Raw genomic sequence first — 17,526 nt, forward strand, 5'->3', positions numbered from 1 at the left:
ACAGCGCTGCCATGGTGGATGTAAAAAGCGCCAGCTACGCGCCCCGACCCACCCTACGTCTCGCCCGAATTCGGAGATTCCATGCCCGCGCTTTACATTCTGATCCCGGTCGCCATTGCCCTGGTCGGTTTCGCCATCTGGCTGTTCTTCTGGGCGGTCGACAGCGGTCAGTACGATGACCTCGACGGCCCGGCTCACAGCATCCTCCTAGACGACGAAGACCCCATGCACAAGGCCGGCGTCAGCCAGGCGCAACAGCCGGATGAGCCAGCCGACGATCAGGAGCCGCCCCGTGCTTGAACTTGCACCCTTGCTAGTGTCGGCCCTGATCCTCGGCCTACTTGGCGGCGGGCATTGCCTGGGCATGTGTGGTGGCCTGATGGGCGCCCTGACCCTGGCCATCCCGGCCGAACAGCGCGCACAACGCCTGCAATTATTAATCGCCTACAACCTGGGCCGGATTTTCAGCTACGCCACTGCCGGCCTGCTTCTGGGCATGGCCGGCTGGGCGCTGGCCAACAGCCCGGCAGCCATGTTGATGCGCGTTGTCGCCGCGCTGCTGTTGATCGCCATGGGCCTGTACCTCGCCGGATTATGGAGCGGCCTGACCCGTATCGAAGCGCTTGGCCGCGGTCTGTGGCGCTACATTCAACCACTGACCCGGCGCTTCATGCCGGTCACCAGCCTGCCCCGCGCCCTGCTACTGGGCGGACTGTGGGGCTGGCTGCCGTGCGGCCTGGTCTACAGCACCCTGCTCTGGGCAGCGAGCCAGGGTGATGCCCTCGACAGCGCCGCACTGATGCTGGCGTTCGGCATTGGTACCATGCCGGTTCTACTGGCCACCGGCATGGCTGCAGAACGCATGACCGCCCTGCTACGCAAGCAAGGCGTGCGCATGGCGGGAGGTATCCTGGTGATCCTGTTCGGCCTATGGACCCTGCCTGGCCCACATCAGCACTGGCTGATGGGACATTGACGCAAGAGCCGAACCGCCAATTGAGCTTGCGATATGGCGATCCGCCTCGGCTCGCCATCGCTGATAAATGGCTGTCTACCCGTTAGCTGTTGCAGCAATGGATATAGGCGCACGCCACTCATTGCATACAACACCTAACGGTGTACTTAGCCTGAGCCCGCCGCCCTCTAACTCCCGTTGACACAGGTCAAGACGCTCAGGAGCCCGTCTGCATAGACTCCCGGCATTGATAGTCTGATCGGGGGTTACCCGCATGCTCGACGCAATCCAATGGGATACCGACCTGATCCGCCGCTACGATCAGAGCGGGCCATGTTATGCCTCCTACCCCTCCGCCGCGCAGATGCACGGCGGCGTTAGCTCGTTCGAACTGCTACAGGCACTGCGCGACAGCAGCAAACAACTGCACCCACTGTCACTCTATGTTCATCTGCCATTCTGCGCACATGCTTGCTACTTCTGTGCCTGCAACAAAGTGGTTACCAAGGATCGCGGTCGTGCCCAACCTTATCTGCGCGCCCTGGAACACGAGTTTGCCATTATTGGCCACCACCTCGACCGTCGCCAGACCGTTGAACAACTGCACCTCGGCGGCGGCACCCCGACGTTTCTCAGTCATGACGAACTGCGTCACCTGATGAGCCAGTTGCGCCAGCATTTCAACTTGCTGGATGACGACTCCGGCGACTACAGCATCGAGATCGATCCACGCGAGGCAGACTGGTCGACCATGGGCCTGCTTCGTGAATTGGGCTTCAACCGGGTCAGCCTCGGCGTACAAGACCTTGATCCAGCGGTACAACGCGCAATCAACCGCCTGCAAACCCTGGAAGAAACCCGCTCGATCATCGAGGCCGCGCGCACCTTGCAGTTCCGCTCGGTCAATGTCGACCTGATCTACGGTTTACCCAAGCAGACTCCGCAAAGCTTCGCGCCGACACTTGACGAGATAATTGCCTTACAGCCCGACCGGATATCACTGTTCAACTACACCCATCTGCCCACAAAGTTCACCACGCAGCGCCATATCGACAGCAGCGACCTACCCAGCGCAGCAGGCAAACTGGCGATACTGCAGGGCAGCATCGCCCAACTGAGCGCCGCTGGTTATCGCTATATCGGCATGGGTCACTTCGCGCTGAGTGATGACGAACTGGCCTGCGCCCAGGAAGATGGCCGCCTGCAACGCAACTTCCAGGGCTACACCACCCACGGCCATTGCGACCTGGTCGGCCTGGGCGTCTCGGCATTCAGCCAGATCGGCGACCTCTACTGCCAGAATGACAACGACATCACTCTTTACCAACAAAGCCTAGCCAGCGGCCAATTGGCCATCCAGCGCGGCTTGCATTGCAGCGCCGATGACCGGGTACGGCGTGCTGTGATTCAGCAGCTAATCTGCAATTTTTCCCTGAATATCACCGAGATTGAGCAAGCCCACGGCATCCAGTTCCGTGCCTACTTTGCAGAGGCATGGCCACACCTGGAGCAAATGGCACAAGACAAGCTGATCAACCTCACCGCAGCAAGCATCGACGTCCGCCCAGTCGGTCGACTACTGATCCGCTCACTGTGCATGCTCTTTGATCACTACCTCAATCAGGGCAGCCCACCTGCCTCACAAAACGCAACGGCGTCATAGTCGTCCAAACGGTTGCAGCCCACGCTGCTGTACCCGCTGCACGCAACCGGTAGTTTGAGCGCCGCGAAGCCCAACTGGCAGCGCAATCTCTCGTCGGGCTTCGTGGCCTTGGCGCTCCGGCGACGCCCAGCAATTGAATAATTCGGACATAGCCCCCACAAACGGCACCAGCGCACTGCGGGAGAGTGCCTTGGCCATTGTCCGTGGACGGCACATTATTCAGGCCACCGATTAAGACCTCCGTCGACTGGCCGATACCGCCCCCCTGCTGTAACCTTGCACATTGCGTGTTTTACCAAGGAATCGACGCCGATGTCCGGAAGCATCAAGCTGCATACGCCACATCAAGCCCATTGCAAGGATTGCAGCCTGGCAGCCTTGTGCCTCCCGCTTTCCCTGAACATGGAAGACATGAATTCGCTGGACGAGATCGTCAAGCGTGGCCGACCGCTAAAAAAAGGCGAGTTCCTGTTCCGCCAAAGCGATGTTTTCGAATCGGTGTTCGCCGTGCGCTCCGGCGCACTAAAGACCTTCAGCCTGAGCGACAGCGGCGAAGAACAGATCACCGGGTTTCACCTGCCCAGCGAGTTGGTCGGCTTGTCAGGTATGGACACCGAATCCTACCCAGTGTCAGCGCAGGCGCTTGAGACCACCTCGGTGTGTGAAATCCCCTTTGAAAGACTCGACGAACTGTCGATTCTGCTGCCGCAATTGCGCCGCCAATTGATGCGTGTGATGAGCAGGGAAATCCGCGACGACCAGCAGATGATGCTGTTGCTGTCGAAGAAAACCGCCGACGAACGTATCGCTACCTTCCTGGTCAATTTATCTGCGCGCTTCCGCGCCCGGGGTTTTTCACCCAACCAGTTTCGCCTGGCCATGTCGCGTAACGAAATTGGTAACTATTTAGGCCTTGCAGTGGAAACCGTCTCCCGGGTATTTACTCGTTTCCAGCAGAACAAATTGCTCGAAGCCGAAGGCAAGTCGGTACATATTCTCGACCCCATCGAGCTGTGCGCACTGGCTGGCGGCAATCTCGACGGCTGACCGAAGCATGGGGCGCGGTCAGCCAGTAGCCGGCGCCACCCCCCCACTTCAGCCAGCAGCAGGACATTCCTGATGATTTTCGACGAGTTCAGCATCAAAACCTTGATCCGCCCGGTCGCGGACTTCCCCAAGCCAGGGGTGATTTTCCGTGACATCACCCCGCTGCTGCAGTCGCCACGCGCCCTGCGCATGGTTGCCGACAGCTTTATCCAGCGCTACGTCGAAGCCGAGTTCAGCCATATCGGCGCCATGGATGCCCGTGGCTTTCTGATTGGCTCGATCATCGCCTATGAGCTAAACAAGCCGCTGATTCTGTTTCGCAAGCAGGGCAAACTGCCGGGTGAGGTGCTGCGCGAAAGCTATCAGACCGAGTACGCCGAGACCTTTCTCGAAGTACAGGCCGACAGCCTCTGCGAAGGCGACCAAATACTCATGTTCGACGACCTGATCGCTACCGGTGGCACCCTGCTGGCTGCCGCACAACTGGTGCGGCGCATGGGCGCAAGCATTTATGAAGCGGCTGCGATCATTGACCTGCCTGAACTGGGCGGCTCGCAAAAACTGCAAGACATCGGCATCCCGACTTTTACCCTGACCGCCTTCGCCCTCGACGACAATTAATCATGCCCGAAAATATCCTGACCCCGAGCTACGGCACTTGGCGCACACGCCTGGCCGAACTAATGGCAAGCAGAGTCATCACCCGCGTGGTGACCACCCTGATCATCCTCAATGCCGCCATCCTCGGCATGCAGACGTCGGCAAGCCTGATGACCGACTGGGGGCGCGTACTGCTGACGCTGGACGCACTGATACTCAGCCTGTTCGTCGTTGAACTTGCGCTGCGCTTCATCGCCCGCGGCCCCAGCCTGCTACGCGACCCATGGGCGGTATTCGACTGCCTGGTGGTCGGCATCGCCTTGGTGCCAGCCAGCGGCCCATTCGCCGTGTTGCGCGTGCTCAGGGTATTGCGCTTACTGCGGCTGATCTCGATCAACCCGGATATGCGCCGCGTGGTCCAAGCGCTGCTGTCATCGCTACCCGGCATGGGCAGTATCGCCATGCTGCTTGGCCTGGTGTTCTACGTGGCGGCGGTAATGGCCACCCAGCTGTTCGGTGGAGCCTTCCCCGAATGGTTCGGCAGCCTGGGTGCAAGCCTCTACACGCTGTTCCAGGTGATGACCCTGGAAAGCTGGTCGATGGGTATCGTGCGCCCGGTGATGGAACAGTTCCCGCTGGCCTGGATGTACTTTTTGCCGTTCATCCTGATCGCCACCTTCATGATGCTCAACCTGTTCATCGCCGTAGTGGTCAATGCCATGCAGGCCACCCACGACCAGGAAGCACTCTTGGCGCCGCCCTCGAGAACCGAGCAACTACTGCTCGATGAACTCAAAGCCCTGCGCGCAGAAGTCGCCGAACTGCGCCACCGCCAACCCTGACTCGCCTCACCGGCCTCTGAACGCCACCAGGCGCTCGCAGGCCGGCTATCCACCTTATTGCCTGGCACAAGCAGGCATGAGCGACAGCGCCCCAGCGACCGCTGTCACTCCCCCCCTACCCAACTGGGTAGTGCACTCGTGGGAGCGGACTTGTCCGCGCAGCTTTTGATTGGCCCCGTTAATTCTGGCGAGGCTATACACCACCTGTTGGCTGCAAGCGTTTACCGGGACCCACTGTTTAAGCTGCAGCGGCGACTCGACGCCGGCGCTTGATCGACTACCCGAACTTGCCTGTCCTTCAGCGCAATACTCGACGCACACTCACTGCCCGTAGCAATCGCGAATTTCACGCAAAAAAACGCACTTGGCAGCATCCGACAAGGCCGCCGAGAGGCGCGCCTACGTTTGCAGCAGCGCAATTTATGCCTCTGACGCAGCGACGACGCAAAAACCAGCCCCACCAAGATAACTTCGCCGAAATACGCTGAAAAAACCAAATAAATGCGCTAAAAGTAGCCTTAAAATCCACCTACAGGTAAATGCAGCCTTCCAACTCAAGAAAATTAATTACCCACAAAAGCCACTCAAAACAGAAAAGTCGTTGCGTTCATCCCCCTCCTGAGGTATTTCTAGCACTGCAATCCGCATCGATTTAAAAGAGATACATCATGGCAAACCGCGAAACTGGCACCGTCAAATGGTTCAACGATGAAAAAGGCTTCGGCTTCATTACCCCGACTAACGGCGGCGATGATCTGTTCGTCCATTTCAAAGCTATCCAAAGCGATGGTTTCAAAAGCCTGAAAGAAGGCCAAACTGTTACCTACGTGGCCGCTCGCGGTCAGAAAGGTATGCAGGCTGAAGAGGTACAGGTAGCCTAAGCTATCTGTCCTACTCAAAACGAGCCCCGCACAAGCGGGGCTTGTTTTTGTGTGCGAAATAAAAGATTACAGAGCTTACTCAGACGGCCTTCGCGCCCCACGCGCAAAGACCATCAAAGATTACACGCAGCAACCCTCTCCCGGGCCTTCCCAAGCCCCGCACATTTACAACCCCATCTGCTTGCTGATGATCTCGTTCATGATTTCCCGCGAGCCACCGCCAATCGATAAAATTCGATTATCGCGGTACAGACGCTCCACCAGACTTTCCCTCATATAGCCCATTCCGCCCATGATCTGCACCGCATCGTAGGTCAGTCGATCAGCAATGTCGGTAGCAAAGTTCTTGGCCATGGAGATTTCCTTTATCACGCTCTTGCCCGCAGCCATCTTCGCCGCCTGGCGATAGGTGAACTCGCGAGAGACCTCCAGCTGAGTGCCCATCTCGGCCAAACGGTGCTTGAGTACCTGAAACTTGCCGATCGGCTTACCAAACGCCTCGCGCTGTTTTGCCCACTTCATGGCCTCCTCAAACGCCATCTGCGCAGTCATATTGGCCATGATCGCCAGGGACAGACGCTCGCTCTGAAAATTGGCCATGATGCAGGCAAAGCCCATATTTTCGGCCCCAAGCAGGTTCGATACCGGTACTTTGCAATCATCGAAAAACAACTCAGCAGTATCCGATGCCCACCAGCCCATCTTCTTCAACTTGCGACCGACAGTGAAACCGGGCGTACCCTTCTCTATCAACAACAGGCTTACGCCAGCAAAACCGTCGCCACCAGTGCGCACGGCCACCGTGTAGTAGTCGGCACGAATGCCACTGGTGATAAAGGTCTTGCTGCCCGTCACCCGGTAGAAATCACCCTCGCGCACAGCACGCGTCTTCAGATTGGCTACGTCAGAGCCGCCTGAAGGCTCGGTGACGGCCAGCGCCATGATCTTCTCTCCCGCAAGCACCTGCGGCACTATGCGCTCACGCAGCGCTGGCGTGGCCCACTTAACCAGCGGGGGCAACCCTATATCCAGCGAACCGAGGCCAGCAACCAAGCCACCCGACCCAGAACGCATCAACTCTTCACTGGCCGCGACCTTGGCAAATACATCACCCTCATGGCTGCCGCCAAACTGCTCGGGATAACCGATACCAAGAATCCCCGCGGCACCGGCCTTCAGGTACAACTCACGCGGAAACTCTTCCGCCTCCTCCCAGTCATCGATATACGGCAGGATTTCCCGCTCGACAAACCGTCGCACGGAATCACGCACCAATTGATGGGTCGTATCGAAATAATCGTGAAAGACAGGCATAGGTCAGCTCCCGAAGAGGTCTACGCGACCTTACCGAGCGCTTGCTTGGTTTACAAGATGAGGATTGCGCCATATGCCAGGGCAATCACACGGCCTCAATCAAGAGACAGACACAGAACGTACCGCCGCAGGCCGGGCCTCAGCCCGCGACAAACAGCCTCGAACACCACAGCAAAGGCTTTTCGGCTGAAGCGGGACGCCCCGCGCCTATAGGCGCAGCGGTCAAATAGCCTCGGAGACGGCGATAATTGCCGATGGGTATCGCTGCGCTCAACGCCATCCTACAAAGGCTCCCGCGACCGCATGCGCAGTGCGCGCCGTCGCCCCGAATCACATCGGGCATAAGGCTGAAAAGGAGCGCCAAAACGCCTCAGAGCTGAATCGGTCGCCGCCCAGCAATCGAGTGCGCCAAGGTTCCGCCGTCGACCAGGTCCAGCTCACCGCCAAGCGGCATGCCGTGGGCGATACGCGAGGCGATCAGGCCCTTGTTGGCAAGCAACTGGGCAATGTAATGCGCCGTCGCCTCGCCTTCTACGGTCGGATTCATCGCCAGAATGACCTCGGCAAAACTGCCCTCGGCAACACGCGATAGCAGATCAGGAATGCCGATAGCCTCGGGGCCCAGACCGTCGAGCGGGGAAAGATGCCCCTTGAGCACGAAGTAGCGACCGCGAAAGCCAGTCTGCTCCACCGCATAAACATCCATCGGCCCCTCCACCACACACAACAGGCTGTCGTCGCGACGCGGGTCAAGGCACAGCTGGCAGATTTCATCCTCGCTCAGGCTACGGCACTGCTTGCAATGTCCAACCCCCTCCATCGCCCGGGTCAGCGCCTGAGCCAGACGCATCGCGCCACCCCGGTCACGCTCAAGCATTTGCAAAGCCATACGCTGGGCAGTCTTCTGCCCCACCCCAGGCAAAATGCGCAAGGAGTCGATCAATTGGCGAATCAATGGGCTAAAGCTCATGGGGGTACTCGTTGCCTACAGGAATTTTATGCAAGCTTCTGATTTGGGGATCAACGCCACTAACAGGGCTTGTCAGGCTCGTAGCCCGGATGTAATCCGGGGATGCCGACACCCCAGGATCACATCCGGGCTACACGCTGCGAATACAGCGGCAGAAAAGTGCCTATCAGGCGGTGTGCAGGGAAAGGCGCTTGCGGGCCAGGAACCGCAGCATGCTGAAGCACATGAGCATTCCTGGCCCGCCGGCAACATAGCCATGCGCATCGACTGGACGGCACGACGCCAATCAGAATGGCATCTTGAAACCAGGAGGCAGCTGCATCCCGTCAGTCATGCCGGACATCTTGTCCTTACTGTTGTGCTCGACCTTGCGCACGGCATCGTTGACTGCCGCTGCGATCAGGTCTTCGAGGATTTCCTTGTCTTCCTGCATCAGGCTGTCGTCCAGGCTCACGCGCTTGACGTCATGCCGACCCGTCATCACCACGCTAACCAGGCCAGCACCGGACTGACCGGTCACCTCGGCATTAGCCAACTCTTCCTGCATCTTCTGCATTTTTTCTTGCATCTGCTGGGCCTGCTTCATCAGGCCGGCCATACCACCTTTCATCATGGTGCTAGTCCTCGGTAATCAGGGGTTAACGTGAGTGTCTACGGGTTCGATACTGTCCGGGCGAATAACCGCGGCGAACTGCTCAATCATTTGCTGCACCAACGGATCACGCTGGATCGACTCTTCTGCTTCGCGCTGGCGATTGACGCGCTTGCGTGCGGCTGCCTGCGCCGGTGTTTCCTGCTCGGGCTTGCAGAGCTCGATCTGCAAGCTCAACTCGCGACCATGGTACAGATTCAGCGCATCATTCAAACGTCGCTGCTGGGTCGGATTGAACAGCGCACTCTGCGCTGGATCGAGATGCAGCAACCAACTATCGCCCTCGACTGCCATCAGCGTGCAATTGGCACCGATGCTGCCAGTCATGCCCGACACGCCAAGCTTGGGGAACAACTCCAGCCACTCAGCAGCCAGACCAGTCGCTGGTTGCGCAGCCGGCAGAGGCTCTGGCTCGATGGACGGAGCGGCGTCGACCGCATCAAAATCGTAGTCGAACGTCTGCGCGTCCATCTCCACATAATCGTAATCGCCAGGTGGCGGCTCGTCATCATCCGTGTCGACCGGAGGTACCTCGGCGAGCGGCTGCGCCACCTGCACAGGCAACGGCACATCAGCCTCAAGCGAAGTCGACTGCTCCTCCCAAGGCAGATTGGTAACCGCGCCAACCGAAGCAGGCGGCTGCGACACCGGCAGCGCCACCACAGGCTCGGGCGCGACACTGGAGAGCACCGCGGGCACGACTGGAACAACAAGCGGCTCAGGCGCAGCGACAACTGCCGCAGTATCGACTACCGCAGTATCAACTGCCGCAGTATCAACTGCCGCAGTGTCGACTGCCGCAGTGACTGCCGGCGCAGCAATAGCAGCGCCGGCCACTGGGTTGGGACGGGGATCAGCAGTGGCCTGGCTAATCCCTAGCGGCTTTAGTGCCACCCTCGGCCCATCATCGTTACCTGCCGGCCTAAACGCCAACATGCGCAACAACACCATCTCAAAGCCGCTGCGTGGATCAGGCGCCAACGGCAGATCACGGCGGCCGATCAAACCCATCTGGTAATAGAACTGCACGTCTTCAGCCGGCAATACCTCGGCCAAAGCCAACACACGGTCGCGGTCGCCCTGACCATTGTCGACCGCATCGGGCAGCGCCTGGGCGATAGCCACACGGTGCAAGACATTAAGAATCTCCGCCAGCACCCCGTTCCAGTCAGGCCCCTGCTCAGCCAAATGCCGCACCGCCTCGATCAGGCCGCGCGCATCGCCCTCCAGCAACGCATGCAACACGCCATACACCTGACCGTGATCGAGCGTACCGAGCATTGCCCGCACATCGGCTGCCAGCACCTTGCCTTCACCAAAGGCAATCGCCTGATCGGTCAGGCTCATCGCATCGCGCATCGAACCATCAGCAGCCCGACCGAGCAGCCAAAGCGCATCATCATCAAACGGAATATTTTCCGCGCCCAATACATGGGTCAGGTGTTCAACCACCCGCTCCGGCGGCATGTTCTTCAGCGAGAACTGCAGGCAGCGCGACAAGATCGTCATCGGCAGCTTCTGCGGATCGGTGGTTGCCAGCAGGAATTTGACGTGCGGCGGCGGCTCTTCCAGGGTCTTGAGCAAGGCGTTGAACGAGTGCGACGACAGCATGTGCACTTCGTCGATCAGGTAGACCTTGAAGCGCCCACGGCTCGGCGAGTACTGCACGTTGTCCAGCAACTCACGCGTGTCTTCGACCTTGGTCCGACTGGCAGCATCGACCTCGATAAGATCAACGAAACGCCCCTCGTCGATCTCCTTACAGATAGAACAAACACCACAGGGCGTCGAACTGATCCCGGTTTCGCAATTCAGGCACTTGGCGATAATGCGCGCAATGGTGGTCTTGCCAACCCCACGGGTACCGGTAAACAGGTAGGCGTGATGCAAGCGCTGAGTGTCGAGGGCATTGATCAGCGCCTTGAGCACATGGGCCTGGCCGACCATTTCGCGGAATGAGCGCGGACGCCACTTTCGTGCAAGAACCTGATAACTCATCTAAAACCGTCGCGAGATGAAAGCAAAAGTGGGCTAATCCTAACGGAGCATGGCCTAAATTGCATCCAATGCGCAGCCGGGGCCTGCCGGGCAACAATCACCGGGAATCTGCTGCTGCCACGCCCACCACGCTCTCGCAGGGTGATGCGCGTTGCGGGACGAGCGTTTATAGGATGCGCCAGGCTGCGCAGCGATACCCATCGCGCGCCAGCCCAACCGCCGAGCGCTAAGGGTTGCCCACAGATCGTCGTGATGGGTATCGCTGCGCTCAACGCCATCCTACGCGGCACGCACCAGGCTTCATTCACACTTAATTGCAAATTTAGCTGGCCAGGACCCGAGCAACCGACTACTATCCGCCTCGTTCGTACCACGCTGTAAGTCAAATAGGCCTTCTGGCCCCCTCGATGGATTTTAGATAAAGAACGCATCAGCCCCATCAAGCGATGCCGCACAGTTCTTCATCAAGCCCAACCTGCTGACTGATAAGGCTGTCTTGCGCAAGCATTGACCCAGCCCGCCTCCGAAGTACCGACCCGCATAAGCATTCGCAATACTGAACTTATGCGTACAGTCCAGCTCCGATCAGATTCATTCCTTTGGCCCAGAAAGCCAAAAGCTTGGAGCTTTATTTAGCGCAATGACGCGCCCGTAGTTTTAGGAAACACCCAAAAATGAATACTCAACACCAAATTCAGGATGCCATTCGCACCCTATCCGACGCCTTCGCGCCGTTCGATTGCCGCATTCTTGCCAGCCGTAAAGGCAACTTCAGCTTCACTATCGTCAACCAGGCCGGTATTGCTCAGCATACCCAGCGCCTGTACCCCGAGCAGTACAGCAGCGAGTCACTGCCGCAAGTAATCGAGCGCGCGCGACAATCACTGCTAGCCTGATCGAACTTCATCCGTCCAACGAGGTCTGAACTGATCAGCCTCAGGATGGAGAACGGTAATGAATAGCATCAATCGCCAGTTCGTCGAACAATTATTCGCCCCCCTACGCGTCACCTTCGGACCACGCCGCCCAGATGGCGGCATTGTCTTGTCCCTGCTCGATGACGCCGACACCACCGCCTACAGCCGCGTCCTCAGCGTCGCCCAGCGCGATGACTCGCAAGCGTTTGCGCAGAGCCTGGAAGATATTCGCCTGGAACTCGCCGTGCGCGCCGGCAACATCCCCGCAGAAATGCGCAAGGCACTTAAAGAACAAAACAACGTACTCAGCTACCAAATCGACTAAAGCCCCCGCACAACCCCAGGCACCAAACAGGTGCCCGGGTTAGCGGCGCATATACACGCCCCCGTAGGCTGGGTTAGCGGCGCATACCGCGCACCCACAACCAACACACCCGCCAAACGCCGCGTAACCCAACACCGCGCCCGCGACCGCGCAGCAGATCTCGCAAGGCCACACACAATCCAAACACCCACGCAAAAGCACCTAACTAAAGGTGAAAACAAAAAATTGGGGATTCATTACACAACCCGAGCGGGCTTAAAGATGGAGGCGACCCCACCAGCCACACCCCGGCACACGATGTAACCGCTGCGGCTGCTCCCTTCCAGGCCTGACCGGGTTCACGGTTGATCGTTGCGGGGGGACCGGCAGGGCCACCATAACGCTACCCGCCTTGCGACGAGCGGGCCATTGTACCGGCTTGCCTTGAAGTTACAACTCCCCAACGCTCGCGAAACAAAGAAACCCACCAAACAGACTTCAATCACCGCCAATCAGCATCACAACATCAACCGCACGAAAATCCAGACCGCCAAACAGAGAGGATTGCGAGCCACGCAAGCTGAGCGCCCGCCAGGCAGTGCGAACACCAGTCAGGTTGGCGCGAAGCGCGCAGGTTGAGCGCAGCGAAGCCCAACCGGCAAATGCACAGTCTGGTTAGACTTCGTCGCGCTGCGCATCAGGCAACGCAACTCGGCTTATCGCCTGCATCCGTTGACGGGCCCATCAAAAGCTTCGCGGACAAGTCCGCTCCCACAGGTTCACCGCACAACCCTGTAGGAGGGGACTTGTCCGCGAAAGCATTCGCCAGGGCGCCGCCGCTCATGCCCGCGTGCGCCAGGCGCCGGCTATCAAAAAGGCCATGTACGCGCTAGCTGCCGCAAGGCGATAAATAGCCAACGCGCGGGAGCTGTAGGGGCCAGTTTGCTGTGGCTCAGCGCTCCTACGATGCTTTTGTGCTGCTTATCGCCAGCAAGGACTAAGCGCCCTCCTGGTTCCTACAAGGGGTTACTGCATGCAACACATAACCGGGCATAGCCCCAGGTTTACATCAGGGGTTGCCTATAGAGCCGCTCGCAACGCCCTGCCCTGATGGAATTTCCATACATATGACGAGTCAGAATAGGCGCGAGTACTCGAAACCTGCCCAGAGGCAATGCCAGCAAAGCAAAATCGCAGTACTCTGCGCCGGGCATATTCAGCGCCACCCTCTAATTCCAAGGAGCAACAACATGGCCATGACTAAAGACCAACTGATCAGCGACATCGCCGAAGCCATCGACGCACCCAAAACCACCGTGCGCGCCGCACTTGAGCAGCTCAGCGAAATCGTCGGTGATGCCTTGGAAAACGGTGGCGAAATCACCCTGCCTGGCATTGGCAAGTTAAAAGTCAGCGACCGCCCAGCACGCACCGGCCGCAACCCGCAGACCGGTATGGCAATCGAAATTGCCGCGAAAAAAGTGGTCAAATACGTACCAGCCAAGGCCCTGACCGACGCGATCAACTGATCGACGCAAGAAGCAAGTGGACTCCGCTGCGCTGCCAAAACATTGGCCGACAGCGGAATCTCATCTGACCGAGAACACCTGCACAACCCTACAGCTGGCGGGTTGTCGCTCCGCTCCGAAGCCGCCCTACGGTTTGCCCAACACTCTCGGGCAACACGCCAACCGGGTGTATACGGACTCTTCCACAACAGCTACAAGCCAGGCCAACGCCAATCGCGGACAAGTCCCCTCCTACAAAGCGGCTGGCGCCCGCCATGCGCGGCCGGAGCTAATCCTACAATGGGCTCGCTACGGCTCTATCCGCCGTTGCAGATGTATCCAGTCGACGATCTCGCCTTCCGGCGCATAGCCGCTCACGGTCTCACGCAGCAACTGGCGCACGCGGTCGTAGTCGTCGCGTTCAACTGCATTGAGCAGATCGGTCAGCACCTTCTTGAAGGCCTCCCAAGACAGGCACTCTTCGTTGGCGCGCATGATCATTGGGTGATCGGTGGGGCTGACGTTGTCGCCGATCAACAGCTCTTCGTACAGTTTCTCACCAGGACGCAAACCGGTGAACTCAATGGCGATATCACCGTGCGGGTTCTTTTCAGAGCGCACGCTGAGGCCACTGAGGTGGATCATCTTCTCTGCCAGCTCGACGATCTTCACCGGCTGCCCCATGTCCAGCACAAACACATCACCGCCCTGCCCCAAGGCGCCGGCCTGGATCACCAGCTGCGCGGCTTCGGGAATGGTCATGAAATAGCGGGTGATATTCGGATGAGTCACCGTCACCGGGCCGCCCCGACGAATCTGATCATGGAAGCGCGGAATCACCGAGCCCGATGAGCCCAGTACGTTGCCAAACCGCACCATGGTGAAACGGGTCTTGTTGACCTGGTGCACGGCATCTTCACTTCTGAACAACACCGGCGCCGTCTCTGCGCTCAAGGCCTGCAACACCATCTCGGCCAGACGCTTGGTGCTGCCCATCACATTGGTCGGGCGTACGGCTTTATCCGTGGAGATCAGCACGAAGTGCTCCACTCCGGCCTTGATCGCCGCCTGCGCGGTGAAGGTGGAACCGAGCACATTGTTCAGCACACCCTCGGCGATATTATGCTCGACCATCGGCACATGCTTGTACGCCGCCGCGTGATACACCGTGTTCACCGCCCAGGTACGCATCACATCGAACAAACGCCCGGCGTTGCGGATCGAGCCCAGAATCGGTACCAAACGCACTGGCAGCGACTCACGGCGAATGCGCTGCTCCAGCTCGCTATGAATGCTGTAGAGATTGAATTCGCTGTGCTCGAACAACAACAAGGTGGTCGGCCCCGTCGCGACAATCTGCCGGCACAACTCCGAACCAATAGAACCACCCGCGCCGGTGACCATCACTACCTGGCCGCGAATGCAGCGCTCGAACAAGGCCTTCTGCGGCGGCACTGCATCGCGCCCGAGCAGGTCGGCGATGTCTACTTCCTGCACGTCATCGACCTTGACCCGGCCGCTGGCCAGATCCATAAACCCAGGGACACTGCGCACATGCAGCGGGTAGTGCTCCAATAGCTCCAAAATCTCGCGACGGCGGGCCCGACTGGCGGAAGGAATCGCCAGCAGAATCTCATCGGCAGCGGTTTCATCGACCAACTGCTGGATGTGCTTGGAGGTATAGACCCGCAGCCCGGCGATCACCCGATTGGCAATAGTGGCATCGTCATCGATAAAGGCTACCGGCCGCATGCCTCGGCCCAGGCGCAACGCCGCAACCAGCTGATTACCTGCCGCGCCCGCACCGTAGATCACCACCTTTGGCAGCCCAGCATCGCGCCCACCGAACCGGCCAGGATTATCCGACGAGTACCAGTCACCCATGAAGTACTGACGCATCAACAGCCGCAACCCACCGATCATCACCAGGCTCAACCACCAGTAGTTAAAAACCATCGAGCGCGGAATAAGCTTGGGCGCTCCCTGATACCAGTACACCGCCAACGCCAGAAGCAACGCCGACAGCGTAACCGCCTTGACGATGGCCAGCAGCGCATCGTTGCCGAAATAACGCATGACCGCGCGGTACATACCGAAGCGGATAAACATAGGAATGGCGATCAGGGGCGCCGCAACAAACAGCCAGGCATGCCCGGCAAACGGCTCGATGCTTTTCATGTCACCCAAGCGCACAACGAAAGCCAGCCACAACGACGCCCACACCAACACCACATCCATACCGACCTGGAGCATTCGCTTCTGACGCCGTGGTAATTGAACCAAACGGCTACGCAACTTTTCGGCAAGTCTTAACACTACAACACCTCAATCCTAAGAACGTGAAACCAGCGGAGTAGTCACCCCACCGAGTTAAAACCTGACTATTGATGGAAAAACCAACAGCGAATGCGTACCACCTAAGACCCGAAGCACACAGCAGCCCCCCTGCAGGAGCGACCCATGGCAGCGAAGGCGGACAACATCCGCCCAAAATCCCCCCCGCCAAGATCAAGCCCAACAACCCCATCTCCTGCTACACACAACATTAAGGCCGAGGGCTTCTCGCAACCTTTGGCGATACTTCCATATCCACTAGCCATGATCATTCCCCCTGAATTATTGATACCACAAATATGTCTATGGTTTTGTTGCCGGCGCTAATACGGGATCCCTGAAGAAAAAGCCATCCACCCTTTACACTGGATTCTTTATAAAGACATATTTTGACAGAATATATGTCATTGGAAAAGTAAACATTATCACTACTAGTGGCGCTAAATATTTATCAAGATTGATCTTTTCAACCCAGAACCATAATAATAAAATACTGATAAAATACTGAGTTAAATATACAAATAGCAACATGGCAACTGACTTAATACCCTGATGACTTTTGAATACAAAAAAACGATTCATTAAATAAGCAAAGACTATACCGGCAATATACGAAATAGCGTAACTTACTGTATAAGAAAAAAAAATTAATAGTAGTACGTAAATTCCGTACGTTAGAGTGGTATTCAGCGTGCTTGAAATAAAGAATTTTGGGAAATTGCTTTTGATTAATTTTTTTACTAGCGGAATCATCATAGAAAAAATATTCCACATTTCTCGATTAAAGATTTAAACCCAACGATTGTAGGAGCTAAGAGCAACACGACTATTTAACTGAAATTGACACGTCGCGCCCACATAGCCATAGTCTTTTGCACTATATTACTCATCAACTAGGATAGTACATTTGGTATCGAAGCATTGGCCTTACTCTCGATCAGATCTCCGTCCCTGTGGCCAGGCGTCAGGCGATCTTGAATATCCAGCGGGCGCATATGAACTCTGACAATGTCAGGGATCTGGCCACGACGATCCACGCCACCAGAGCTCAGTTTGCGCGTTGTCTTACGTGACGCAGGCAGATGATCAGCGCCTTGCCCAGCTCTCCGACCGGCAAGACATAGGTCGCCACACAACAGACGTAGGTATCTCTGAGGCTGGGAGTGTTCATGCTCCGAGGCTTACCTGCAATCAGCCTGGGAGAAAAAATCTCAGGCAGCAAGTATGCGGGTCACCAACTAGAAACGCTCGCTAACGGGCAGCAGCTTTCGCATCGCTCGGCAAACTCGGCTAAGGCCCTACATCTGTTGCTGAGTCTAGCGAACCGAGTAGCTGCAACAGGCAGCTCGATTACGGAACAGTTACCAGTGGCTGGTTCTCTGCCTATCGTTTCAGGCGTTGCACTTATTATATGAACTCAGGCAAGACTAAAGCCTTGAGCACAATCGATATGGGGTGGGCACGCTCTTCAACGCTGAGTTCGGAATAAAACATGGGGCAACACCTTATCGGAAAGGTCAGATACTGGACACAGCTTTGCG

The 17,526-nt window shown here is 57.7% G+C and carries 16 protein-coding genes, 1 other RNA gene and 1 pseudogene; 10 read left to right on the forward strand and 8 right to left on the reverse strand.

The genetic code is table 11. The annotated features are described in order from the left end of the window. Positions 1-81 precede the first annotated feature (81 nt). The 7 genes from ccoS to Q8K09_RS13430 all read left to right on the forward strand — a co-directional run bounded on the left by ccoS (position 82) and on the right by Q8K09_RS13430 (position 5,988). A complete protein-coding gene (gene ccoS, locus Q8K09_RS13400) occupies positions 82-300 on the forward strand; it encodes a cbb3-type cytochrome oxidase assembly protein CcoS (protein WP_305255461.1) in 219 nt (72 codons plus the stop codon). Next, on the forward strand, positions 293-976 hold the full coding sequence (locus Q8K09_RS13405; protein ID WP_305255462.1) for a sulfite exporter TauE/SafE family protein: 684 nt from the start codon (positions 293-295) through the stop codon (positions 974-976). Before ccoS ends, Q8K09_RS13405 begins: the two co-directional genes overlap by 8 nt. A 253-nt stretch (positions 977-1,229) precedes the next feature. Further along, positions 1,230-2,618, forward strand: a complete 1,389-nt coding sequence (hemN, locus tag Q8K09_RS13410; RefSeq protein WP_305255463.1) for an oxygen-independent coproporphyrinogen III oxidase — start codon at positions 1,230-1,232, stop codon at positions 2,616-2,618. Positions 2,619-2,930: 312 nt separating this feature from the next. After that, positions 2,931-3,665, forward strand: coding sequence for a fumarate/nitrate reduction transcriptional regulator Fnr (fnr, locus tag Q8K09_RS13415; protein WP_305255464.1), 735 nt, complete (start codon positions 2,931-2,933; stop codon positions 3,663-3,665). Positions 3,666-3,737: 72 nt separating this feature from the next. Then, positions 3,738-4,286 carry an adenine phosphoribosyltransferase gene (locus tag Q8K09_RS13420; RefSeq protein WP_305255465.1) on the forward strand — a complete coding sequence of 183 codons (549 nt, stop codon included), beginning with the start codon at positions 3,738-3,740 and terminating at the stop codon, positions 4,284-4,286. A 2-nt stretch (positions 4,287-4,288) separates the two neighbouring features. Beyond that, complete coding sequence (locus Q8K09_RS13425) at positions 4,289-5,107, forward strand: ion transporter (protein ID WP_305255466.1); 819 nt, start codon at positions 4,289-4,291, stop codon at positions 5,105-5,107. 668 nt (positions 5,108-5,775) lie between these two features. Next, positions 5,776-5,988 (forward strand): cold-shock protein, encoded by a 213-nt coding sequence (locus Q8K09_RS13430; RefSeq protein WP_069516724.1) that lies wholly within the window; start codon positions 5,776-5,778, stop codon positions 5,986-5,988. 165 nt (positions 5,989-6,153) lie between these two features. Here the strand turns inward: Q8K09_RS13430 and Q8K09_RS13435 are convergent, their stop codons facing one another. From Q8K09_RS13435 to dnaX, 4 genes are all read right to left on the reverse strand, one after another. Continuing rightward, on the reverse strand, positions 6,154-7,302 hold the full coding sequence (locus tag Q8K09_RS13435) for an acyl-CoA dehydrogenase family protein (protein WP_305255467.1): 1,149 nt from the start codon (positions 7,300-7,302) through the stop codon (positions 6,154-6,156). Positions 7,303-7,672: 370 nt separating this feature from the next. Then, a complete protein-coding gene (recR, locus tag Q8K09_RS13440; protein ID WP_305255468.1) occupies positions 7,673-8,272 on the reverse strand; it encodes a recombination mediator RecR in 600 nt (199 codons plus the stop codon). A gap of 286 nt (positions 8,273-8,558) precedes the next feature. Continuing rightward, positions 8,559-8,885, reverse strand: a complete 327-nt coding sequence (locus Q8K09_RS13445; RefSeq protein WP_305255469.1) for a YbaB/EbfC family nucleoid-associated protein — start codon at positions 8,883-8,885, stop codon at positions 8,559-8,561. 18 nt (positions 8,886-8,903) lie between these two features. Further along, the gene (gene dnaX / locus Q8K09_RS13450; RefSeq protein WP_305255471.1) at positions 8,904-10,922 is read right to left on the reverse strand and encodes a DNA polymerase III subunit gamma/tau; all 2,019 of its coding nucleotides are present in this window, start codon (positions 10,920-10,922) and stop codon (positions 8,904-8,906) included. A gap of 674 nt (positions 10,923-11,596) precedes the next feature. On the opposite strand from dnaX, the gene Q8K09_RS13455 reads away from it, so the two are divergent. After that, positions 11,597-11,818, forward strand: a complete 222-nt coding sequence (locus tag Q8K09_RS13455; RefSeq protein WP_305255472.1) for a hypothetical protein — start codon at positions 11,597-11,599, stop codon at positions 11,816-11,818. Positions 11,819-11,876: 58 nt separating this feature from the next. Next, the gene (locus tag Q8K09_RS13460) at positions 11,877-12,164 is read left to right on the forward strand and encodes a DUF3509 domain-containing protein (protein WP_305255473.1); all 288 of its coding nucleotides are present in this window, start codon (positions 11,877-11,879) and stop codon (positions 12,162-12,164) included. A gap of 271 nt (positions 12,165-12,435) precedes the next feature. On the opposite strand, the gene ffs is transcribed toward Q8K09_RS13460, so the two are convergent. Beyond that, an RNA gene (gene ffs / locus Q8K09_RS13465) (signal recognition particle sRNA small type) lies at positions 12,436-12,532 on the reverse strand. Positions 12,533-13,393: 861 nt separating this feature from the next. Here ffs and Q8K09_RS13470 point away from each other — a divergent pair. Next, the gene (locus Q8K09_RS13470; RefSeq protein ID WP_305255474.1) at positions 13,394-13,672 is read left to right on the forward strand and encodes an HU family DNA-binding protein; all 279 of its coding nucleotides are present in this window, start codon (positions 13,394-13,396) and stop codon (positions 13,670-13,672) included. A 288-nt stretch (positions 13,673-13,960) separates the two neighbouring features. On the opposite strand, the gene Q8K09_RS13475 is transcribed toward Q8K09_RS13470, so the two are convergent. The 3 genes and pseudogenes from Q8K09_RS13475 to Q8K09_RS13485 form a co-directional block, all read right to left on the reverse strand. After that, positions 13,961-15,904 (reverse strand): nucleoside-diphosphate sugar epimerase/dehydratase, encoded by a 1,944-nt coding sequence (locus tag Q8K09_RS13475; RefSeq protein WP_305255475.1) that lies wholly within the window; start codon positions 15,902-15,904, stop codon positions 13,961-13,963. Positions 15,905-16,345: 441 nt separating this feature from the next. Next, positions 16,346-16,759: a GtrA family protein gene (locus Q8K09_RS13480; protein ID WP_370869534.1), complete on the reverse strand. Its 414-nt coding sequence runs from the start codon at positions 16,757-16,759 to the stop codon at positions 16,346-16,348. 140 nt (positions 16,760-16,899) lie between these two features. Further along, positions 16,900-17,479: pseudogene (locus Q8K09_RS13485) on the reverse strand (IS30 family transposase); the annotation flags it as partial. Positions 17,480-17,526 lie beyond the last annotated feature (47 nt).

The organism is Pseudomonas sp., from assembly GCF_030683065.1.
In the GTDB taxonomy this organism is placed as follows: Bacteria; Pseudomonadota; Gammaproteobacteria; order Pseudomonadales; family Pseudomonadaceae; genus Aquipseudomonas.